The 20,265-nt window shown below is 71.1% G+C and carries 14 protein-coding genes and 1 pseudogene; 7 read left to right on the forward strand and 8 right to left on the reverse strand.

The window, feature by feature from the left end; genetic code table 11:
* Positions 1 to 171: 171 nt before the first annotated feature.
* On the reverse strand, positions 172 to 1,122 hold the full coding sequence (locus tag ABZU52_RS26240) for an NUDIX domain-containing protein (protein WP_354973633.1): 951 nt from the start codon (positions 1,120 to 1,122) through the stop codon (positions 172 to 174).
* 143 nt (positions 1,123 to 1,265) lie between these two features.
* On the opposite strand from ABZU52_RS26240, the gene ABZU52_RS26245 reads away from it, so the two are divergent.
* Entirely contained in the window at positions 1,266 to 1,634 is a 369-nt protein-coding gene (locus ABZU52_RS26245) for a PspC domain-containing protein (protein WP_354973634.1), read from the forward strand.
* Positions 1,635 to 1,641: 7 nt separating this feature from the next.
* Here the strand turns inward: ABZU52_RS26245 and guaA are convergent, their stop codons facing one another.
* Both guaA and ABZU52_RS26255 read right to left on the reverse strand, forming a co-directional pair.
* Complete coding sequence (guaA, locus tag ABZU52_RS26250) at positions 1,642 to 3,198, reverse strand: glutamine-hydrolyzing GMP synthase (protein ID WP_354973635.1); 1,557 nt, start codon at positions 3,196 to 3,198, stop codon at positions 1,642 to 1,644.
* Positions 3,199 to 3,264: 66 nt separating this feature from the next.
* Positions 3,265 to 4,962 (reverse strand): GMC family oxidoreductase, encoded by a 1,698-nt coding sequence (locus tag ABZU52_RS26255; protein WP_354973636.1) that lies wholly within the window; start codon positions 4,960 to 4,962, stop codon positions 3,265 to 3,267.
* A gap of 145 nt (positions 4,963 to 5,107) precedes the next feature.
* Between ABZU52_RS26255 and ABZU52_RS26260 the strand changes: the two genes are divergently transcribed.
* Positions 5,108 to 6,226 carry an LCP family protein gene (locus ABZU52_RS26260; protein ID WP_354973637.1) on the forward strand — a complete coding sequence of 373 codons (1,119 nt, stop codon included), beginning with the start codon at positions 5,108 to 5,110 and terminating at the stop codon, positions 6,224 to 6,226.
* A 7-nt stretch (positions 6,227 to 6,233) separates the two neighbouring features.
* On the opposite strand, the gene ABZU52_RS26265 is transcribed toward ABZU52_RS26260, so the two are convergent.
* Entirely contained in the window at positions 6,234 to 7,691 is a 1,458-nt protein-coding gene (locus ABZU52_RS26265) for a M1 family metallopeptidase (protein ID WP_354973638.1), read from the reverse strand.
* A gap of 109 nt (positions 7,692 to 7,800) precedes the next feature.
* Positions 7,801 to 9,225 (reverse strand): M1 family metallopeptidase, encoded by a 1,425-nt coding sequence (locus ABZU52_RS26270; RefSeq protein WP_354973639.1) that lies wholly within the window; start codon positions 9,223 to 9,225, stop codon positions 7,801 to 7,803.
* Between the two features lie 313 nt (positions 9,226 to 9,538).
* Here ABZU52_RS26270 and ABZU52_RS26275 point away from each other — a divergent pair, with 313 nt between their 5' ends.
* Positions 9,539 to 10,654 carry a sugar phosphate isomerase/epimerase gene (locus tag ABZU52_RS26275; RefSeq protein ID WP_354973640.1) on the forward strand — a complete coding sequence of 372 codons (1,116 nt, stop codon included), beginning with the start codon at positions 9,539 to 9,541 and terminating at the stop codon, positions 10,652 to 10,654.
* Positions 10,655 to 10,868: 214 nt separating this feature from the next.
* The gene (locus ABZU52_RS26280; RefSeq protein ID WP_354973641.1) at positions 10,869 to 14,186 is read left to right on the forward strand and encodes a ThuA domain-containing protein; all 3,318 of its coding nucleotides are present in this window, start codon (positions 10,869 to 10,871) and stop codon (positions 14,184 to 14,186) included.
* 66 nt (positions 14,187 to 14,252) lie between these two features.
* Here the strand turns inward: ABZU52_RS26280 and ABZU52_RS26285 are convergent, their stop codons facing one another.
* Together ABZU52_RS26285 and guaB are read right to left on the reverse strand one after the other, a co-directional pair.
* The gene (locus ABZU52_RS26285) at positions 14,253 to 15,371 is read right to left on the reverse strand and encodes a GuaB3 family IMP dehydrogenase-related protein (RefSeq protein ID WP_124778268.1); all 1,119 of its coding nucleotides are present in this window, start codon (positions 15,369 to 15,371) and stop codon (positions 14,253 to 14,255) included.
* Between the two features lie 30 nt (positions 15,372 to 15,401).
* Positions 15,402 to 16,964, reverse strand: coding sequence for an IMP dehydrogenase (gene guaB / locus ABZU52_RS26290; RefSeq protein ID WP_354973642.1), 1,563 nt, complete (start codon positions 16,962 to 16,964; stop codon positions 15,402 to 15,404).
* Positions 16,965 to 17,150: 186 nt separating this feature from the next.
* On the opposite strand from guaB, the gene ABZU52_RS26295 reads away from it, so the two are divergent.
* Positions 17,151 to 17,570, forward strand: a complete 420-nt coding sequence (locus tag ABZU52_RS26295; protein WP_196919754.1) for a DUF5319 domain-containing protein — start codon at positions 17,151 to 17,153, stop codon at positions 17,568 to 17,570.
* Between the two features lie 65 nt (positions 17,571 to 17,635).
* Here ABZU52_RS26295 and ABZU52_RS26300 read toward each other — a convergent pair whose 3' ends face one another.
* A complete protein-coding gene (locus ABZU52_RS26300) occupies positions 17,636 to 18,451 on the reverse strand; it encodes a response regulator transcription factor (RefSeq protein ID WP_354973643.1) in 816 nt (271 codons plus the stop codon).
* 253 nt (positions 18,452 to 18,704) lie between these two features.
* On the opposite strand from ABZU52_RS26300, the gene ABZU52_RS26305 reads away from it, so the two are divergent.
* The gene (locus tag ABZU52_RS26305) at positions 18,705 to 19,088 is read left to right on the forward strand and encodes a WhiB family transcriptional regulator (RefSeq protein WP_091406539.1); all 384 of its coding nucleotides are present in this window, start codon (positions 18,705 to 18,707) and stop codon (positions 19,086 to 19,088) included.
* 953 nt (positions 19,089 to 20,041) lie between these two features.
* Positions 20,042 to 20,265 (forward strand): annotated as a pseudogene (locus ABZU52_RS26310) (hypothetical protein); the annotation flags it as partial.

Below are 20,265 nucleotides of genomic sequence, written 5' to 3' on the forward strand. Positions count from 1 at the left end.
CGCCGCGCGCAGCGCGGGGCGCGAAGCGCGGGGCGCGAAGCGCGGAGCCCGAAGCGCGGGGCGCGAAGCCCGAGGCACGAAGCCCGAGGCCCAAGACCCGACGCGCAGCGCCTGGACGTGGGCGCGGTCGGCGGCGCGGCGGGCCGCCGGCCCTCGCGCGACGGGTCGGGGTCAGGTGAGTTGGGCTGCCTGGACTGCTTCGGCGGTCACCTCGGTCAGGCGGTCGGTGGGGAGGGCGCCCAACTCCTCGCGGCCGAACCAGCGGGCCTCGCAGGTGGAGCCGCCGACGTCGGCCACGGTCAGCGGGTTGGGCTGGTCGACGACGACCCGGTAGAAGGCGCGTACGCCGTGCCAGTCGATCGGGTAGCCCTCGGGGCCGAGCGAGGCGGCGTCGCGGTGGCTGGCGACGCCGAGCAGTTCGACGAGGCGGCCGGCCTGCCCGGTCTCCTCGATCAACTCTCGGATGAGGGCCGCGCCGGGCTGCTCGCCGTAGTCGGTGCCGCCGCCGGGCAGGTGCCAGCAGCCGGCGCCCGGGTAGCCGTCGGAGATGCGGGTGAGCAGCACTCGGCCGGCGGGGTCGGTGCAGACCGCGTACGCGGCGAACCGCTGGGCCCGGTGCAGGCCGTCGGGGCCGGGCACGGCGTAGAAGGAGGGGAATTCGGGTGCCTCGTCGGGCACCACGTCGGCCGAGGAGGCGGGCAGCCCGAGGGCGCGTGCGGTGAACGAGCGCAGCGGCAACTCGCGCGCCTCGTCGAGGGTGTACCACCGGGCCAGGTCGGTGGGGCGTTCGCCGACCCGGTCGGTGAGGGTGCCGCCGCGCACGGCCACCCGGTAGATCAGCCGGTCGGTGTGGATGGTGATGCCGCGGTCGGGGAGTGCCCGCATGTCGGCGAGCACGTCGGCCAGGCTGGAGACGGCGACCGAGAGGCCGGTCTCGGCGGCGGTCTCGCGTACGACAGTGTGGTTCGGGTCCTCGCCGTGGTCGACCGCCCCGCCGGGCAGCGACCACGCTCCGGGGGTGCCGGAGCGCTCCGATGCGCGGACCAGCAGGACTCGGCCGCTTGAATCAGCACAAACTGCGTATGCCGCGATCCTGCGGAGCGGCTTCAGCAAGGTGGTCACGGACGCAAATTCTCCCCGGGCCGGGTTACCGGAACGGAAAAGAGTCGGATTCCTGACTTTCTGGCCCCGATCAGGGATTGGTCAGGGTATTGATCCGGGTGGTCACCGAGGGCGAGCCGGGCGCCAGCGCGGACCGTGGGGGTATGACATCGACCACCGCTTCCCACGCCCCGTACAAGCAGCTTCGGCGACCCACCACCGACCGCATGGTGGCGGGGGTCGCCAGCGGCGTCGGCCGCTACTTCGCCGTCGACCCCACCCTGGTCCGAGTGATCTTCGCGGTCACTGGCCTGCTCACCGGCGGGCTCGCGCTGTTCGCGTACCCGATCATGTGGTTCCTGATGCCGGAGGAGCCCACCGGCGCGCCGGCCTGGCCGCACGCCGCGGGCGTCGCGCCGCAGAACGGCCCGCCGCCCACCGCCGGGCCCGCGCCCGGCGGGCCACCGCAGGGGTACGCCCCGACGCCGCCCTACCCGCCGACGACCCCGTTCGGCCCGCCGCCGGCCGCCTGAGCGGCGCTCACTCCCACTCGATGGTGCCCGGCGGCTTGCTGGTGACGTCCAGGACCACCCGGTTGACCTCGGCGACCTCGTTGGTGATCCGGGTGGAGATCCGGGCCACCACGTCGTAGGGCAGCCGGGACCAGTCGGCGGTCATGGCGTCCTCGCTGGAGACCGGGCGCAGCACCACGGGGTGCCCGTAGCTGCGCCCGTCTCCCTGCACGCCGACGCTGCGGACGTCGGCGAGCAGCACCACCGGGAACTGCCAGACGCCCCGGTCCAGGCCGGCGGCCGAGAGCTCCTCGCGGGCGATCAGGTCGGCCCGGCGGAGCAGGTCGAGTCGCTGCTGGTCGACCGCGCCGATGATCCGGATGGCCAGGCCGGGGCCGGGGAACGGGTGCCGCCAGACCATCGCCTCGGGCAGGCCGAGCTGGAGGCCGAGCGCCCGGACCTCGTCCTTGAACAGCGTGCGCAGCGGCTCGACCAGGGCGAACTTCAGGTCCTCCGGGAGGCCGCCGACGTTGTGGTGGCTCTTGATGTTGGCGGTGCCGGTGCCGCCGCCGGACTCCACCACGTCGGGGTAGAGGGTGCCCTGGACGAGGAACTCGACGTCGCCGTGGGCGGCGATCTCGCGGGCCGCGGCCTCGAAGACCCGGATGAACTCCCGGCCAATGATCTTGCGCTTCTGCTCCGGGTCGGTCACCCCGGCGAGCGCGCCGAGGAACCGGTCGGCGGCGTCGACCACCTTCAGCTTGATGCCGGTGGCGGCGACGTAGTCCTTCTCCACCTGCTCGGCCTCGCCCGCACGCAGCAGGCCGTGATCGACGAAGACGCAGGTGAGCTGATCACCGACCGCCTTGTGCACGAGCGCCGCGGCGACCGCCGAGTCCACCCCGCCGGAGAGGCCGCAGATGACCTCCTTGTCGCCGATCTGGGCGCGGATCCGGGCGACCTGCTCGTCGATGATGTTCTCGGGCGTCCAGGTCGGCTCGATGCCGGCGATGTCGTAGAGGAAACGGGTCAGCATCTCCTGACCGTGCGCGGTGTGCCCGACCTCCGGGTGGAACTGCACGCCGGCCCGCCGACCGGCCAGGTCCTCGAATGCGGCGACCGGCGCGCCCGCCGACTCGGCGGTCACCGTGAAGCCCTCGGGCGCCTCGGTGACGCAGTCGCCGTGGCTCATCCAGACCGGCAGGTCCGCCGGCAGGTCACGCAGCAGCACACCGGGGTCGAGGAGGCGGGGGCGCAGCGGAGTGCCGCCGTACTCACGGTTACCGGTCCGGGTGACAGTGCCGCCGAGCGCCTGGGCCATCGCCTGGAAGCCGTAGCAGATGCCGAAGACCGGCACGTCGGCGCTGAACACGCCCGCGTCGATCTGCGGCGCGTCCGGAGCGTAGACGCTGGCCGGACCGCCGGAGAGGATGATCGCGGCGGGGTTCTTCGCCAGCATCTCGGCGACCGGCATCGAGTGCGGCACGATCTCGGAGTAGACCTTCGCCTCACGGACCCGGCGCGCGATGAGCTGGGCGTACTGGGCTCCGAAGTCCACCACGAGGACGGGGCGAGGCAGGCTCATGTGTACGAAGCCTACCGACAGTCACCGCCATTCCCGGCACCGGCTCGCCGCACAGGCCGACGGGCTTCAAGAACGCAGCGCGCCCGGGGCGTACGCCGGGACCGCCGGGTGGTGCGGGGGTACGGGGGTGAGGCGGCGGTACGGGGAACCCAGGGGTGGGCGGGGGTCCTTTTTCCCCTTGTTGGGCCAGAAGGACATCGCTCGTTCCGCCTGTGCCGTGATCGTCAGGGAGGGGTTCACGCCGAGGTTGGCCGAGACGGCGGCGCCGTCGACCACGTGCAGCCCGGCGTGCCCGTACACCCGGTGCCAGGGGTCGATCACCCCGTCGGCCGGGGTCGCCCCGATGACCGCCCCGCCCAGGATGTGCGCGGTCATCGGGATGTCGAACGGTTCGGTGAGCGAACCGCCGGGGGTGCCGCCGATCTCGTCGGCGAGCATTCGGGCGGCGGTGTTGCCGGCCGGGATCCAGGTCGGGCTGGGCGTGCCGTGGCCCGGGCCGGTGACCAACCTGCGGCCGAGCGGGCCACGCCGCCAGCGGGTGGTCAGCGAGTTGTCCACGGACTGCATGACCAGGGCGATCACCGTCCGTTCCGACCAGCCGCGGACGGACAGCATCCGCGCGGCCAACCCGGGCTGCCGCACGATGCTGCCCAGCCAGCGCCGTACCCGGTGCGGGCCGCCGTCGACCAGCAGCGACTGGAGCAGCCCCATCGCGTTGGAGCCGCGCCCGTAGCGGACCGGCTCGATGTGCGTCTGCGGGTCGGGGTGGAACGAGCTGGTGATCGCCACCCCCTCGGTGTAGTCCAACCCCTCGGACCGGGCCCGCTGCCGTGGCACCGAGGCGCCGAGGATCGCCTCCGAGTTGGTCCGGGTCAGCTCGCCGAGGCGGGGTGAGAGCTCGGGTAGCGCCGCGTCGGCCCGCATCGCATGCAGCAGTCGCTGGGTGCCGAGCGCCCCGGCGGCGAAGACCACCTGGTCGGCGTGGATGACCTGTCGACCCTTGCGCAGCCAGGCGCCGGTGCGTTCGGTGTGCACCTGGTAGCCGCCGCCGTCGGCGGGCCGGACGGCGGTCACCGTGGTCAACGGGCTAACCGTGACCCCGAGCCGTTCGGCCAGCCAGAGGTAGTTCTTGACCAGGGTGTTCTTCGCCCCGTGCCGGCAACCGGTCATGCACGAGCCGCAGTGCAGGCAGCCGGTGCGTTCCGGGCCGGCACCACCGAAGTACGGGTCGGCGACCCGCTGGCCGGGCCGGCCGATGTGCACGCCCACCGGGGTGGCGTGGAAGGTGTGCCCCACCCCCATCCGCTCGGCCACCGCGCGCATGGCCCGGTCCGCGCCGGTGTCCACCGGGTACGTGGTGACGCCGAGCATCCGTTTCGCCTGGTCGAAGTGGCGGGCCAACTCGTCGCGCCAGTCGGTGATGTCCCGCCACTGCGGGTCGCTGTAGAAGGCCGGCAGCGGCTCGTAGAGGGTGTTGGCGTAGACCAGCGAACCGCCGCCGACCCCCGCGCCGGAGAGCACCAGCACTCCACCGCCGGACCGTCGGTCGGCCGGGCGGAGCAGGGTGAGCCGTTGGATGCCGTAGCAGCCCAGCTTCGGTGCCCAGAGGAACCGGCGGACCCGCCAGGATGTCTGCGGAAACTCGTCGTCGGCGAACCGGCGACCGGCTTCCAGCACCGCGACCGAGTAACCCTTCTCGGCCAGGCGGAGCGCGGTGACGCTGCCACCGAAGCCGGACCCGATGACGACCACGTCGTACCGCATGGACGCATCATTACTCGCGAGTAGCGCTCGCGCCAGCGGCACTTTTCGCGCGATCATGCACCGGCCGTCCGACCCGGCGCCTCCCGGCCGCAACCCGGGGCACCCGTCGGAGGGTTGTTCAGCAGACGGGTGGAAGGAATCCAGGATGGTTCTCGGGTCGATGGCGCCGCGCCGACGGTGGCTGCTGCTGGGGTTGACGGCCCTCGCCGTGGTTGCGCTGATCGCGGCCGGCACGGTGGTGATCACCCGGCTGACCGGCGACAGCAAGCCCGGCGGTGCTCCGGTGGCCGGCTCACCGACCCCGTCACCGATCGGCACGCCGACCCCGAGCCCCAGCGGTCCACCGCCGGGCGCGGACATCACCGGCCCGCTCAACCTGCTGCTGGTCGGGGTGGACACCCGGGTCAGCGTGCCCGGGTGGGAGCCGCACTCGGACGCCGTGCTGGTGCTGCACGTACCCAAGGGGTTGGACCGGGCGTACCTCTTCTCGCTCCCCCGTGACCTGTTGGTGGACATCCCGGCGTTCCCGAAGGCCGGCTACAAGGGCGGCAAGACCAAGCTCACGCATGCGATGAGCTTCGGCAGCCGGGTGCCGGGCAAACCCAAACAACCCAGCACAGCCCAGGGGTACGAACTGCTGCGCAGCACGGTCAGCGGTTACACCGGGCTGCGCATCGACGCCGGCGCGGTGCTCACGTTCAACGGGTTCGACCGGCTGGTCACCGCCCTGGGCGGGGTGGACATCTACGTCGACCAGCGGGTCGCGTCGCTGCACCGCCGACCGGACGGCAAGTACCGGGAGCCCGCGCCCGGCGGGTACACCGGGCCGCAGCAGGTCTACGAGAAGGGCGAGCGGCACCTCAACGGCTGGCAGGCGCTGGACTACGCACGGCAGCGCTACATCACCGGCGGTGACTACGCACGGCAGCGGCACCAGCAGCAGCTGATCCGGGCGATGACCCGCAAGATCCTGGACGAGGGCCTGGCCAGGCAGCCGGAGCGGGTCGACCAGGTGGTCTCCGCGCTCGGCGACACGTTGGTCTACGTGGGCGGTCGCCGGATCGTCGACATCGCGTACGCCCTGAGTGGCTTGCCGGAGAACCGTTTCACGCTGGTCGGGCTGCCCGGTTCCGGCGTCGGCAAGGGCAGCGCCTACCAGGGCGAACAGTTGACCAGCGAGGGCCGGAAGTTCCTCACCGAACTCCGCGCCGGCCGCGCCGACGCGTACCTGGCCACCCACCCCTCGCTGGTCGTGAAGAACTGACCGCCGCTCAGAGCCGCTTGGGCAGGGCGGGCTTCTTGGTGCCGTACAGCCAGGCGTCGAAGAGCGCGTCGAGCTGCTTACCGGAGACCCGCTCGGCCAGGGCCACGAACTCGGCCGTGGTGGCGGTGCCGTCCCGCTTCTCCGCCGCCCAGGTCCTGACGATGTCGAAGAACGCCTTGTCACCGACGGCCATCCGCAGGGCGTGCAGGGTCATCCCGCCACGCTGGTAGACCGACTCGCTGAACAGCTTCGCCACACCCGGCTTGCCCGGCGGTGTCTTCCACACCTGCGCGGACATGCTGGCGTACTGGTTGTCGAACGCCTCCTTGGCGGTGTACGCCTCGGTGTGCTCGGCCCAGAGCCACTCCGCGTACGTCGCGAAGCCCTCGTTGAGCCAGATGTCCTCCCACCTGGCCAACGCGACGCTGTCACCGAACCACTGGTGGGCCAGCTCGTGCGCGACGACCTCGGTGTTCTCGCCCTGCCGGAAGAAGCTCGCCGCGTAGACCGGTCGGCTCTGCGTCTCCAGCGCGTAGGAGATCCGGCTGTCGGAGATCACCACACCGCCGTACGCGTCGAACGGGTACGGCCCGAACACACTCTCCAGGTAGTCGGCCACCGCGACGGTCTGCGCGATGGACGCGTCCGCGCTGCCTTTGGCCTCGGTGGTGGTGACCGCGTTGTAGACCGGGCGGCCCTTGTGCTCACCGGTGGTGATCCGGAACTTGCCGATCACCAGCGTGCTCAGGTAGCTGGCCATCGGCGACTTCTCCGACCACTTCCAGGTGGTCCAACCGCCCGAGCTGGTCTTTCCGCCGGGAACGCCGTTGCTGATCGCGGTGAGACCGTCCGGAACGGTGACCTCGAAGTCGTAGGCCGCCTTGTCCGACGGGTGGTCGTTGACCGGGAACCAGGTGCTGGCCGACTCGGGCTGACCCAGTGCGATGGCACCGTCGGCGGTGTGCAGGAAACCGCCGTCACCGAGCGTCTCGTTCCTCAGCGGCTTCGGCTTGCCGGCGTAGGTGACCTCGGCGACGAAGCCGTTGCCGTTGATCAGGCCGGAAGCCGGCTTGATCACCAGCTCGTTCCGCTTGCGGCTGTGGGTCGCCGGTACGCCGTCCACGGTGACCGCGCTGACGGTCAGACCGGCCAGGTCGAGGTTGAACGTCGACAGGTCGGCCGTCGCGTTGGCCCGCACTGTGGTCGTACCCGTCAACTGGTCCTTGGCCGGGTCGTAGCGCACCTTCACGGTGTACCGCCCGACGTCGTAGCCGCCGTTGCCGTAGGTCGGGAAGTAGGCGTCGCCGACCCCGTCGGCGCCCGCGGTGAAGGTCCGCGCCTGCGTGGGGGACGCGCTCGGTGGTGGCGCCGTCTCCGGGCCCGTCGAGTCGCATCCGGACAGTGCGAGCGCACCGGTGACCAGCAGGCCGGCACCCGTTCGCAGTCTGTGCCGCGTCCCCCGCATCCCACACCCTTCCGCCCGGTGGCCGGTCACGGCCTCCGCCGTCCCGCGCGAACCTGCGGCTTCCCGCCGTTCGCAGGCGGCAGCATATCGACCGGGCAGCCGGGCCGGGTCACGGCAGTGTGGGGGCCGACCCACCCACCAACCAGGCGTCGAAGAGCGGACGCAGTGGTCGATCGGCGACCCGCTCGGCCAGCGCGACGAGATCCGCCGTGGTCGCGTTGCCGGCCGCCCGCTCGGTGGTCCAGGTGCGCAGGATGCGGAAGAAGAGGTCGTCACCGACGGTCCGGCGCAACGCGTGTACGGCGAGCGCCCCGCGCTTGTAGACGGCCGTGCCGAACATCTGCTCCCGGCCCGGCTCGACCGACGGCTGCGCCCAGTCGGTCGCCGCGTACTGGATCTCGAAGTTGCGCTGGGCGGTCCGGCCGCCGTCGTGCTCCTCCCACAGCCACTCGGCGTAGCTGGCGAAGCCCTCATTGAGCCAGATGTCGCTCCACCTGGTCAGCGACACGCTGTCGCCGAACCACTGGTGGGCCAGCTCGTGTGCGATCACGCTCAAGTTCGGCCGGTTGTCGGCGAAGAAGGCGGGCCCGTAGACGGGGCGGGACTGGGTCTCCAGCGCGTACCCGATCCGGTCGTCGGCGATCACGATCCCCCCGTACGAGTCGAACGGGTACGGGCCGAAGCGGCTGGTCAGGAAGTCGACGATCGCGCCGGTGCGGGCCAGCGAGGTGGCCGCGGCGCCGGTCGCCGGCAGGCTGGCGGCCACTGCCGTGACCATCGGCCGGCCGGCGTGCGTGCTGGTCACCACCCGGTAGTCACCGATCACCAGCGTGCTCAGGTAGCTGGCCATCGGGGCGTGCTCCGACCAGCGCCAGGTGGTCCAGCCGTCGGCGCTGCTCTTCGGCCCGGGTACGCCGTTGCTCAGCGCGGCCAGGCCGTCCGGGACGGTCACCGCCAGGTCGTAGGTGGCCTTGTCCGACGGGTGGTCGTTGACCGGGAACCAGGTGGCGGCCGAGTCGGGTTGGCCCAGCGCCACCGCGCCGTCGGCGGTGTGCAGGAAACCGCCGCTGCCCAGGACCCCGTCGTCGACGGCCGCGGGGACGCCCGCGTAGTCGACAGTCACTGTGAACTGCCGACCACGCGGCAGTCCGTCGCGGGGCGTCACCACCAACTCGCCGTCGCCGCGCCGGTGGTCGGCGGCCGCGTCGCCCACTGTGACAGCGCCGACCTCCAGGCCGGACAGGTCCAGATTGAACCGGGACAGGTCCTGGGTGGCGGTGGCCGTGATGACGGCCCGACCGGTCAGCCGGTCGGTCGACGGGTCGTAGCGGACGTCGAGGCCGTAGTGCCCGACGTCGTAGCCGCCGTTGCCGTGCCCCGGCACGTACGGGTCACCGACGTCGGCGGCACCGGGCCGGAAGCCGTCGCGGTCATCCCCCGTACAGCCGGTGGCGGCCAGCCCGATCGCGCAGGTCAACGCGGCGGCGGTGGCGGCGAGCCGACGGCCGGCCGGCACCGGTCCGATCTGGACCATGCACACTCCTCCTGCGGCGTTCCGGTCAGGACGAGCGTAGCCAGCGTCGTCGGCCGTGCGGTCAGTATCGACGAGCATCAGTGACTTTCGTCGGAACAGACAAAAGTTGCCACCGATCGACACTTTCTTTTGATGTAGACCGACGTTAGTGTCTGTCTCCAGGATTTAACGTGTTCGGAACATTCGCACCGATCACGGCCCGGACAGCACCACGTCCTGGCCCAACGGGCGCTCGGCGGCGCCCAGCGACGAGACCTCGTCGCGCCTCTGCTGATCGTTATCGACGGCGATCGCCGTCGCGAAAGGTGGAACGATGCCAGACCACACCGCACCCGATGCCTCCCACACCGGTCGGCTCAGCCGCCGGTCCCTGCTCGCCGCCTCCGCCGGCGCCGCCGCCGCGATCGGCGCGGCCGGCCTACCCGTCCTCGCCACCGGCACCCCCGCGCTCGCCAACCCCGGCAACGCCAGCAAGCTGCGGGTCGAACCGCTGATCCCGGCCAAGAACCGCGGCATCATCCTCTACAGCGTCCGCGACCGGATCACCGCCGCGCCCGACGACAGCGGGGTGCCGTACGGCTTCGAGCGCGTCCTCGCCCGACTCGCCGAGATCGGCTACAAGGAGATCGAGTTCGCCGGCTACACCCAGAGCACCGAGATCCTCGGCCGGCAGATCACCCCGACCGAGATCCGCAAGATCCTCGACGACAACGGCCTGGTCGCCAACGGCACCCACGCCTCGATCCAGGCGGCCACCTTCCAGCAGCAACTGGACATCGCCGAGGAACTCGGCATGAAGAACATCGGCACCGGCAGCGACCCGACCAGCAGCGCGTACAAGGCCGAGTGGGACGCCGCCGCGGACACCTGGAACGAGCTGGGCCGGCAGGCCCGGGCCCGTGGCATGCGGCTCTACACCCACAACCACGACGCCGCGTACAGCTTCCTGATCGACCGTGGCCCGCGTGACGCGCAGGGCCGGCAGACCCGATCCTCCGGCGTCCGCCGACTGGAGTACTTCTTCGAGATCACCGACCCGCGGTACGTCTTCTTCGAGCTCGACATCTACTGGGCCTACGTGGCCCGCTACAAGCACCAGAAGTACGTCAACGCGGCTGGCCAGGAGGTGACCGACCTGTTCGACCCGATCCTCACCGTGGCCGACCGGACCACCCGGTTCCCGCTCTTCCACGCCAAGGACGGTGACGGGGACACCAGCGTTCCCAACGGCTACCAGATGACCCCGCTGGGCGAGGGCGACCTCAACTTCCAGCAGTTCTTCCAGACCATCGGCGAGCGGAACTTCCACCACGCCAACTGGGAGATGGACACCGCCCCCGGCGGCGCGGAGAACAAGGGCCAGTCGCTCGACTTCGCGGCAACCAGCTACCGCAACATGTCCGACCTGACCATCTACGTCGAGAAGTGATCCCGGCGCGACCGGCGTCCGCCCGACGCCGGTCGTGCCCTCCTTCTCCGCCGGCACCGCGCCGGCTCTGGGTACCGCGCCGGTCGACACCGGTCCGGTAACCCCGCGCTCCCGGACGGCGACGGGACGCGCCCGGTCCATCCCCCCACGCAGACGCGCTGCCGGCCGGCACCGGCCGGGGATGCTCCGCGCCTGCCAATCACCGGAGGAACCGATGCCCCGACCGACCGGACGACGATGGCTCGCCATTGCCGCTGGACTGATCCTCACCGTCCCCCTCACCTCAGCCGTCCCCGCAACCGCCGCACCAACCGACGACCTGGCCCCCACCGCGCCGGCCGTCATTGAGAACGGACCCGCCGCGCTGCGCTCCACCGCCCGCGCCCCGCAGACCTACGGGGTGCTGGTCTTCACCAAGACCGCCGGTGAGCGTCGCGCGTCCATTCCCAACGGCGTCGCGACCATCAGGCAGCTGGCCCAGGCGAACGACTTCACCGTCACAGTGAGCCAGGACGCCGGCGTGTTCACCGCCACCGAGCTGGCGAAGTACCGCGCGGTGGTCTTCCTCAACACCACCGGCAACGTGCTCAACGCCAGCCAGGAGGCGGCCTTCGAGGCGTACGTGAAGGCTGGCGGCGGTTACGTCGGCGTGCACGCGGCCGCGGAGACCGAACCCGACTGGGCCTTCTACCAGGACCTGGTCGGCGCGAAGGTGGCCGGCGCCACGCCGGCCGTCCGTGGTGTGGTGGACGTCGCGGACCGGGCTCACCCGGCCAGCGAGACGTTGCCGCGCACGCTCACCCTCACCGAGGAGTGGTACAACTTCAGCCGTAACGTCCGGGGCTCGGCACACGTGCTGGCCACCGTGGACGAGAAGACCTACACCGGCGGCGCGATGGGGTACGACCACCCGGTCACCTGGTGCAAGGACCACCAGGGCGGGCGCTCCTTCTACACCGGCCTTGGGCACAGCATCGAGACGTACCGCTCGGCGAAGTTCCGCGAGCACCTGCTCGGCGGCATCCAGTGGTCCGCCGGCGTGGTCGAGGGTGACTGCGGTGCCACCGTTCTCGGCAACTACGAGAAGGTGACCCTCAACGACGACCCGGGCGAGCCGATGTCGCTGGCCGTGCTCCCGGATGGTCGGGTACTGCACAACACCCGCGGTGGCGAGGTGCGGCTCTACGACCCCGCCACCGGCGCCAGCCCGGTGATCACCACCGTCGACGTGTACCAGCACGACGAGGACGGCCTCCAGTCGGTGGCGATCGACCCGGACTTCGCGACCAACAAGTGGGTCTACATCTACTACGCGCCCAGGCTGAACACCCCCGTCGACGACCCGGCCACCCCGGGCGTCAACGAAGGCGACGCACCGGCCACCTCCACCGACCCGACCGTGTGGGACAAGTTCAAGGGCTACAACCAGCTCTCCCGGGTCAAGCTGGTGGACTCCCCCACCCCGCACCTGGACATGAGCACCGAGCAGCAGATCCTCCGGGTCGACGTGGACCGCGGCATCTGCTGCCACGTGGCTGGCGAGATCAAGTTCGACGGCAAGGGACTGCTCTACCTCGTCACCGGGGACGACACCAACGCTGGCGGCTCCGACGGCTACACGCCGATCAACGAGTCGCCGACCCAGGGCCCCGGCTACGACGCGCAGCGCTCGGCGGGCAACACGAACGACCTGCGGGGCAAGCTGCTGCGGATCAAGGTACGGGCCAACGGGACGTACGCCATCCCGAACGGCAACCTCTTCCCCGAGGCGCAGGACACCGCCGGCAAGACGCGACCGGAGATCTTCCTGATGGGGCTGCGCAACCCCTTCCGGTACGACGTGGACGCCAAGGGCATGGTGTACGTCGGCGACTACTCGCCGGACTCCCGCGTACCCAGCGCCACCCGGGGACCAGACGGCACCGGCCGCTGGTTCGCCACCAACAAGGCCGGCAACTACGGCTGGCCGTACTGCTACTCGCCGAGCCTGCCGTACATCGACTACGACTTCGTCACCCGGACCTCCGGCGCCCCGTTCAACTGCGGCGCCCCGGTCAACAACTCACCGCGCAACACCGGTCTGCGGGTGCTGCCGAAGGTCGAGCAGCCGCAGTTCTGGTACACGTTCGACGCGCGTACCCCCTGTGCCGGGGCGTACCTGGAGACCCCAGCGGCCGGCTGCGACTTCAAGTGGCCGGTGATCGGCACCGGCGGCGTCGGCCCGATGGGCGGACCGATCTACTCCTACGACCCGGCGTCGACCTCCGAGGTGAAGTTCCCCGAGTACTACCAGAACGCGGTGGTGTTCGGTGAGTTCACCCGGGACAAGATCTTCATGATGCGCACCGACGGCCGAGGCGGCCTGACCGGCGTCGAGCAGTTCCTGCCGGGCGTCGTCTTCGACAACCCGATGGACATGGAGTTCGGCCCGGACGGCTCGCTCTACCTGCTGGAATACGGCGACGGCTTCTTCCGGGCCAACCCCGACGCGCAACTGTCGGTGATCCGGTACGTCAAGGGCAAGCGGTCACCGGTGGCGAAGCTCGACGCCACCCCCACCTCGGGATCGGCGCCGCTCACCGTGCGATTCTCCGCCGCCGGCAGCTACGACCCGGACCCGGGCGAGTCCATCTCGTACGCCTGGGACTTCACCAGCGACGGCACTGTCGACTCGGCCGACCCGGCCCCGTCGTTCACCTACACGGCGAACGGCACGTACACCGCCAAGCTGACGGTGACCGACTCCAGCGGGAAGACGGCGGTGCTCACCAAGGAGATCGTGGTCGGCAACACCGCCCCCACGGTGACCGTCACCTCCCCGGTCAGCGGCAGCTTCTTCACCTGGGGCGAGAGCGTGCCGTTCACCGTCACGGTGACCGACCCCGAGGACGGGCCGGTGGACTGCTCGCGGGTGACCGTGACCTTCGTCCTCGGCCACGACAGCCACGGCCACCCGGACAGCTCGACCACCGGCTGCACCGGAACCCTCGCCACCCCGGCCGACGGCGGTGACCACGCCGGCGGCTACCTGTACGGCGGCATCAGCGCCTCGTACACCGACCTGGGCGGCGGTGGTCAGGCCCCGATCACCACGGTCGGCCAGGCGATCATCCAGACGCCCCGGCAGCAGGCCGAGAACGCCCAGGTGAAGCAGGGCGTCGAGGTTGCCGTGACCGGCGACACCGGCGGTGGGCAGCACGTCAGCGCGATCGACCCGGGCGACCACATCGCGTTCGACCCGATCAACCTGGGCGGGGTGTCCACCGTGACGCTGCGGCACTCCGGCGGCTCGGCCGCCACCGCCGGCACCCCACGGGCGGCGGTGGAGCTGCGACTCGACTCGCCGACCGGCCCGGTCGTCGCCACGGCGACGCTGAACGCGACGGCCGGAAACGCGGCCTTCACCAGCACGGCGGTGCCGGTGAACCAGCCGGCCGGAGCGCACCGGCTCTACCTGGTCTACCGCGCCGTACCCGGCGGCCCGACCAGCGGCCTGGGCAACCTCAACTGGGTGGAGTTCACCCAGGGCTGACCCGCCGGTACGACGAAGGCCGGCCCCGCACCAGGCGGGGCCGGCCTTCCGGCGTCTCACGATCGGTCAGCGGTCGAGGACCAGACCGACCTTCTGGAACTCCTTCAGGTCGCGGTAACCGCACTTGGCCATCGCCCGACGCAGCCCGCCGAACAGGTTGAGCTGGCCGTCGGCCTCGTCCGCCGGCCCGAAGAGCAGCTGCTCCATCGAACCGAGCGGCTCACCGGAGACCTCGAAGGCACCCCGGGGCAGCGACGGGTGGCTCGCGGCCGAGTGCCACCAGGCACCACCGGCGGGGGCCTCGTCGCACAGCGACAGCGGCTCACCGAGCATCACCGCGTCCGCGCCGCAGCCGAGCGCCTTGGCGATGTCGCCCGAGGTCTGGATGTCACCGTCGGCGATCAGGTGCACGTACCGGCCGCCGGTCTCGTCCAGGTAGTCACGGCGGGCCGCCGCGGCGTCGGCGATCGCGGTGGCCATCGGCACCCGGATGCCCAGCACCGACTCGGTGGTCGACCACTCGTCGCCACCGATGCCCACGATCACACCGGCCGCGCCGGTACGCATCAGGTGCAGCGCCGTCTTGTAGTCCGTGCAACCACCGACGATCACCGGCAGGTCGAGGTCGGCGATGAACTCCTTGAGGTTCAGCGGCTCGTCGGTGGTCGACACGTGCTCGGCCGAGACGATGGTGCCCTGAATGACCAGGATGTCCACCCCGGCATCGAGGATCACCGGGGCCAGCGCCAAGGTGTGCTGCGGGGAGACCCGCACCGCCACCGTGCCGCCACCGGCGCGCAGCTCGCGGACCCGTTCCGCGATCAGGTCCGGGCGGATCGGCTCGGCGTACACCTCTTGGAGCCGCTTGGTGGCGCGGGCCTCCTCGTCGAGGCCGGCCAGCTCGTCCAGCACCTTCGTCGGGTTCTCGTAGCGGGTCCAGAGCCCCTCGACGTTGAGCACCCCGAGGCCGCCGAGCTGCCCGAGACGCACCGCCGAGGACGGGCTCATGGTGGCGTCGGAGGGGTGACCGACGCACGGAATGCCGAACGGGTACGCGTCGAGCTGCCAGGACGTCGAGACGTCATCGACGTCCCGGGTGCGGCGGCTCGGCACGATGGCGATGTCGTCCAGGTGGTAACCGCGCTGCGCGGTCTTGCCCAGCCCGATCTCGACCACGTCACGCATGGGGGACTCCAGGTGGTTGGGGGTGGTGGGTCAGCGGGTGTGGTAGTTGGGCGCCTCGACGGTCATCTGGATGTCGTGCGGGTGGCTCTCCTTCAGGCCAGCCGCGGTGATCCGGATGAGCTGGCCCCGGCGGTGCAGATCGGGGATGTTCTCCGCACCGGCGTACCCCATGGCCAGTCGCAGACCGCCGACCAGCTGGTGGGCCACCCGGGAGAGCGGCCCCCGGTAGGGCACCTGGCCCTCCACGCCCTCCGGAACCAGCTTGTCGTCGCTGAGCACGTCCTGCTGGAAGTAGCGGTCCTTGCTGTACGACTTGGCCTGGCCCCGGGACTGCATCGCGCCGAGCGACCCCATCCCGCGGTACGTCTTGAACTGCTTGCCGTTGACGAAGATCAGCTCGCCGGGGCTCTCCTCGCAACCGGCCAACAGGCTGCCGAGCATCACCGTGTCGGCGCCGGCCACCAGGGCCTTGGCGATGTCACCGGAGTACTGGATGCCGCCGTCGCCGATCACCGGCACGCCGGCCGGGCGGGCGGCCCGGGCCGCCTCCATGATCGCGGTCACCTGCGGCACGCCAACCCCGGCGACGATCCGGGTGGTGCAGATCGCACCCGGCCCCACGCCCACCTTGACACCGTCGGCGCCGGCGTCGACCAGCGCCTTCGCGCCGGCGTACGTGGCGACGTTGCCGCCCATGACGTCGACCGTCACGTCGGCCTTGAGCCGGCGGACCATGTCCAGCACGGCCCGCTGGTGACCGTGCGCGGTGTCCACGATCAGCACGTCGACGCCCGCGTCGACCAGGGCACGGGCCCGCTTGTAGGCGTCCTCGCCCACACCGATGGCGGCGGCGACCCGCAGGCGGCCGGCATCGTCCTTGCTGGCGTCCGGGTACTGCTCGCTCTTGGTGAAGTCCTTGACGGTGATCAGGCCGCGCAGCCGGCCCGAGTCGTCGACGATCGGCAGCTTCTCGACCTTGTGCTGACGCAGCAGCGCCAGGGCGTCGTCCTTGCTCACGCCGACCCGGGCGGTGATCAGCGGGGTGCGGGTCATGATCTCGCGGACCGGAGTGTTCGGCTCGGAGACGAAACGCATGTCCCGGTTGGTGACGATGCCGACCAACTGGCCGTCGCCGTCCACCACCGGAACGCCGGAGATGCGGTAACGCCCGCACAGCTCGTCGACCTCGCGCAGCGTGTCGTTCGGGCTGGCGGTCACCGGGTTGGTGATCATGCCGGACTCGGAGCGCTTCACCAGGTCGACCTGGAGGGCCTGGTCCTCCATCGAGAGGTTGCGGTGCAGCACGCCGATGCCGCCCTGGCGAGCCATGGCGATCGCCATCCGGGCCTCGGTCACCGTGTCCATCGCGCTGGACACCAGCGGAATGGACAACTCGATGTTGCGGGTGAGCTTCGTCCGGGTGTTGACCCGGCTGGGCACCACGTCCGACTCGCCCGGCTGGAGCAGCACGTCGTCGAAGGTGAGGCCGAGCGGAACCACCCGGGCGGAGCCGGCCGGCAGCTCGGGCAGGTGGCCGCCCAGGTCGGCGTGCTCGACGCCGGCCGGAAGATCGGTGCTGGGCGAATTTTCCACGATTGCTCCCCTGAGCTGCTCGGATGGGCTTCAGCGAGGTGGCGCGGGCGGGCACCGGAGCGCGCCACGGTGCCGGCACGTCGCTTCATCGTACCCAGTGAGCTGGGCGACCCGTCCGTGGTAGGCCGGCTCGGCGCGGAGGCCGGGGGGCGGACGTTCGCGCCGCGTTGGGTCTACGGTGAGGGGGTGCACGACGAGCCCATCGACCCGTTCAATGGCGACCCGGCCGATCCGACCGCGGGTCTGGATGACCCGGGCGATGACGCGACGCCGGATCCGCTGACCGACGTCGAGCGGCAGGATGTGCTGGAAGACCTCGCCGACCTGGAGATCTACCAGGCTCTGCTGGCCCCGATCGGGGTCCGCGGGCTGGTGATCGAATGCGAGGACTGTCGCGAGCCGCACTACTTCGACTGGGACCTGCTCCGCGGCAACCTGCGGCACCTGCTCAACTCCGGTCGGCCCCGCGTGCACGAGCCCGCGTACGACCCCGACCCGGACCACTACGTGACCTGGGACTACGCCCGGGGGTACGCCGACGGGGTGCACGACACCCTGTCCGAGGGCACCGAGGACGAACCGGACGCCCCGACCGCCACCAAGTGACGCCGCCGCGCGGCGGGTGGCCCGTTGCCGCGCAGCGCGTTCCCGGTTGCCGCGCACCGCGTACGTCAGGCGACCAGACCGGCACGGAACCCCGCCGCCACCGCGTGCGCCCGGTCCCGGGCGCCAAGCTTGCGGAACAACCGGCGGGCGTGCGTCTTGACGGTGTCCTCCGAGACGAACAGCTCCCGGCCGATCTCCGCGTTGCTCTTGCCCTCGGCCATGCCGAGCAGCACCTGAAGCTCACGCTCCGTAAGGCCGATCGACGCCCGACTGGGTCGGGCGTTCGGGGCCGGACGACCCGGGTCGGTCTGCGTCGCCGACTCGCCGGTCCCCGCCTCCGCCTCGTCGTCGCCCCGCTGCACCGGCACCGATGCCAGACCAGCCGGCCCGTCAGCGGCCGTAGCCGCCCAGCCGGGCTCACCGGAGCCACGCAGCGACGGCCCGGAGCGACCGGAACCACCCACCGCCGCGGCGTCGCGGGCCGGATCGGTGATCCGCTGCCGGGAGGCGCGGCCGGGCGCGGTGAGCAGCAGTAGAGCCTTGGCCACCGCGCTGGTCAGGTCATGGTCGACATTCTGGATGAGCCCCCGGGCACCGGCGCTGATGCTGGCCGCCGCGGCCTCGGACTCCTCGGTGCCGAGCAGCACCACCGCCGCCTGCGGCGCACGCGCCAACACCCGGCGGACGAAGCCGGCGCTGTCCGGCCGGGTGAGGGCCGTGTCGGCCAGCACCACGTCGGCCGGTCGCTCGGCCAGCCGCAGCATCACCTCGGGATCAGAGACGGCGGTACGAACAATCGCGGACAACCCCAGCCGCGCGGCAGCAGAAGCAAGGTGCTGGGCCGCGAGTGGTGTCCGAACGCACACAAGAACGGTACGCACTGTGGTCTCCTCTCCGCCAACGAGCAGACCATGACGCGGTCGGCTGGGGAGGGGGTTCCCGGCAATCCTTCGAACTTTTCCGACAGTTGGGGCAAAAGCCGCAATTTCCCGGACGTTTTCGATCACACACGTGTGAGTTGGCGACAGCCCGGGTACCGGGAGATCCAGGCCGGGAACGGTGCGCCTGCGCGGCCCGCCGCCCGGATGCCGGCCACAAGGATTCTCGCGGAGCCGCGCGGGAGGAGGGGTGCTGATGTCGAACGTACGTAGACTGCCCGGACCCATTGTCGACCTCTGGGACTGGCAGCGACTCGGTGCCTGCCGAGGCCGCGACAGCGCCCAGTTCTTCCACCCCGACGGTGAGCGTGGTTCCTCCCGGCTGCGTCGCGAGTCGGCCGCCAAGTCGGTCTGCCGCGCCTGCCCGGTCCGCGCCGAATGCGCCGCCCACGCGCTCTCCGTACGCGAGCCGTACGGCGTGTGGGGTGGCTTCAGCGAGTCGGAGCGCCTGCGGCTGCTCGCCGTCGGCTGGGAGGACCTGGCAGACCGCCGGCACGCCCGGGTCGACGTCGCGCGACTGGAGGCCCGCCTGGGCCGTCCGCACAAGTCGACCGTGCCAGCCCAACGCAACGTCGCCTGACCCGACACGTCCCTGACATCCGCGAAACCGCGCCCCCGCCCTGGAGGCGCGGTTTCGCGCGCCCCCGCACAGTTCCGTCCGGTCTCGCCTCGGTCTCGCCCGGTCTCGTAGGTCTCGCCCGGTCTCGTAGGTCTCGTCCGTCTCGTCCGGCCTCGTCCGATCAGCGCCCCGCCACCGCGACTGCCACCACCGCTGCCGCTGCCACTGCCACTGCCACTGCCACTGCCACTGCCACTGCCACTGCCATGATCAACACGAATTTCTTGACGTCGGGACATCCCGCCCATCCGGACACCCCGATTTCAACGATGCCGAGTGGATCAGATCCCGGCGTGCGGTCGAAGGGGCAAGCGCCGACTGCATCCTGGGAGGTTTGTCCGGTCCGGGGCATTCGGGCCTGACGCGAGAGTTGGCCTTCAGCGCGGTGTGCGGCCTTTATCCTGTGACCGGTCCCACCCGTGGGTCGGAATCATGGCCGGGCCAGGGTCGTTACATACCCTGACGATCGCAGCACCACCGACCCGCCGCCCGGCACGTCACGGGGTTGGGTCGCAGGTTGCGCAGGTTGGAATGGCAGCCTCCGCCCGGTCGTTGCAGTCCCCACGACCGAACGCCCCGGCACCGCCTTGATGAGGGTGCCGGTGGACGGGGCCAGCCCGGAATGCTGTCGGCCCCCCGGTCGTTGCAGTCCCCACGACCGACCCGGCACCGCCTTGATGAGGGTGCCCGGTGGATGGGCCACCCCGGAATGACCCCGGCCCCCCGGTCGTTACACATGGACCCGGCGCCACGAGCCCCCCGGCTCGTGAAGTCGCCGATCGGCGCCCCCGGTGGGCGTCACCCCGAAGACTTTTCCCCCTTGTTGTGTGCAGCGCCGGACGAGGTGCTCACACCCGTGACCGCCGTTCCCCCGATCGGTGTGCGGGTGTTCTACCCCCGAAGGAGCTACCCCCATGAACACGATCATCCGTAAGAGCATGCTGTCCGTTGCTGGTCTCGCGTTCGCCGGTGGTGTCTTCGCCGGTCCGATCGCCGCCCACGCCGCCACCCCGGCCGTGGACGCCAAGCCGGTCGCGGTGGCCGTGCAGTCGGCGGCGCCGAAGCCGCAGGGCGACCAGTCCCGGATCACCCTCAACGATGAGCAGACGGCCAACGTCAAGGCGATCATCGCCGCGAC

The sequence above is a fragment of the Micromonospora sp. NPDC005220 genome, assembly GCF_040607895.1.
GTDB lineage: Bacteria > Actinomycetota > Actinomycetes > Mycobacteriales > Micromonosporaceae > Micromonospora.